The 1,853-nt window shown below is 41.4% G+C and carries 2 protein-coding genes; both read right to left on the bottom strand.

The window, feature by feature from the left end; translation table 11 throughout:
• Positions 1-1,066: tyrosine-type recombinase/integrase (locus H8Z79_RS16490; protein WP_187002966.1), on the bottom strand; the 1,066-nt coding region annotated here is incomplete at its 3' end.
• 86 nt (positions 1,067-1,152) lie between these two features.
• Positions 1,153-1,782 (bottom strand): helix-turn-helix domain-containing protein, encoded by a 630-nt coding sequence (locus tag H8Z79_RS16485; protein WP_024738907.1) that lies wholly within the window; start codon positions 1,780-1,782, stop codon positions 1,153-1,155.
• Positions 1,783-1,853: the final 71 nt, after the last annotated feature.

Genomic DNA, 1,853 nt, shown 5'->3' with positions numbered 1-1,853 from the left:
CAATGCCGAGTGTACTCGGCAGTTCCAGACTACCATCCGGTCTGAGGCAGACAAAGGATATTTCTTTATAATCTGCCGGGACTTCCTGCGTTCCGTCAAGGTGATAGTATTCATAATACACCCTGTTTTTTACATGCACCTCTTTGTAGTAGTTGCGGTGGTAAAGTTCCCCGTACTGCATCCGGCTTTTCAGTTGTTCCCGTCTTGCTGCTTTCAATATTTCAGTCAGTGTATCTCCAAAATCAACAATCCTTACTTTCTTTCGCTTGGTTGTTCCAATCACATTTTTATGCTTCGTTCCGTCATAACGGATACTGCGTTTTATGGTCAGGCATTGTTCTTCAAGGTTGATGTCCTGCCATGTAAGACCACAGGTTTCCCCGATACGAAGTCCTGCATAATATGCGATCTGAATCGGCAGAATTGCAGGTGGATTTTTCTTTTCCAGATACTTGATAAGCCGCTCGTAATCCTCATGTGAAATCGGCTGTGTACCTTCTTCTACCTCATCATCAGAAAAGAGGTCAACTTCCTCTGCCTGTCGTTTCAGCTTGATATATTGCATTGGATTGAAACTGATTAACTGTTTTGGAAATACTGCAAAACGGAAAGACTGCTGTAACACTGCGGAAAAAGAATGGATATAATCTTTGCTATATCCTTTTCGCACTTTTCCATCCGGAAACTCGCCACCGAATGTAAGCAGGTCGAGAAAACTCTGTAAATGTTCAGCGGTAACTGTTTTTAACTTTCGGTCTGCAATCGGGTGTTTTTTGATACATCGGATTGCACCAAGATAATTTTCCACTGTGCCATTGCTGAGTGTTCCGGCTTTCAGTTCTTCTTCCGCCCACATATCCAGAAGTTCTCCTACCGTAAGGCTTTCTGCCCTTGCGACAAACTTCTTATTTTCATAATCTTCCAGTGCTTTGCGGAGAAGCTTTTCCGTCTCACTTTTACTTTCGGTTCCGGCGTATTCTTTCTGAACCATTTTTCCGCTTGCGTCCTCTACATAGAAGCGATAGTACCATTTCTTTCCTTTTTTTCTAACAGATCCTTTTGCCATAATCGTATGTCTCCTTTCGATATCAGACAATCGGAACTGCTGAAATGCTTCTTGCGTGTAAGTATATCACAACTCCGGTTGTCTTACTATACCGATTCAGAATCCTCATACATAACTTCGGATAAAAGATTTGCAAGCCTTTGTTCTGCCGCTTCCGGTTTCTTTGAATAGAGCCTTACAACATCTGCCATATCGTTAAATGCGTTGACAGTATGCGTGATCTCCCTGAGAAACATAATCTCATTATATTCATCTTTCGATTCAAATCCCATTACTTTAGCAATGTCCGCATCTTTGGTACTGCCTTTGTAATTTTTACAGGCGAACTGAAACGAATCCAGAAACAGTTCATATTGCTTTAACATTAACAGCAGTAAGTCTTTAGAAAAAGCGTCTTCTGTTTTATTAAGATCAAGAGGTAACTGTTTGAGAATATCGCCCATCACATCACGAATCTGCAATTCTTTCTTATCCGTAATATCAGTTTCATATTCATCGGTTTCCCCTTTGAGCCATTCAATCGATACATGAAGTGCTTCCGAAAGACCTTCCAGTACCATCTTTTTGGTATTGTCAATCGAACCATTCTCATAACGCAGGATTGTGGAAGCGGTAACTCCCATCTTCTCTGCGACATAAGGCTGTGTCAGATTTAATTCGAGACGGCGCTGTTTTGCCCTGCTGCCGATCAGCTTGCGTAGTTCTTTATCTTTCATGCTGATGTGCCTCCTTTTTCGGTATGTCATTACTATACCACGCAACAAAATATATTGCAATATGCAATTAA

Origin of the sequence: Blautia intestinalis (genome assembly GCF_014297355.1) — a bacterium.
In the GTDB taxonomy this organism is placed as follows: Bacteria; Bacillota; Clostridia; order Lachnospirales; family Lachnospiraceae; genus Blautia_A; species Blautia_A intestinalis.
This window is presented reverse-complemented; position numbering and strand designations above follow the sequence as displayed.

What these genes read in the sequence shown, in the direction of transcription:
- H8Z79_RS16485 (WP_024738907.1), bottom strand. Translation starts at nt 1,782, where the DNA reads ATGAAAGATAAAGAACTACGCAAGCTGATCGGCAGCAGGGCAAAACAG.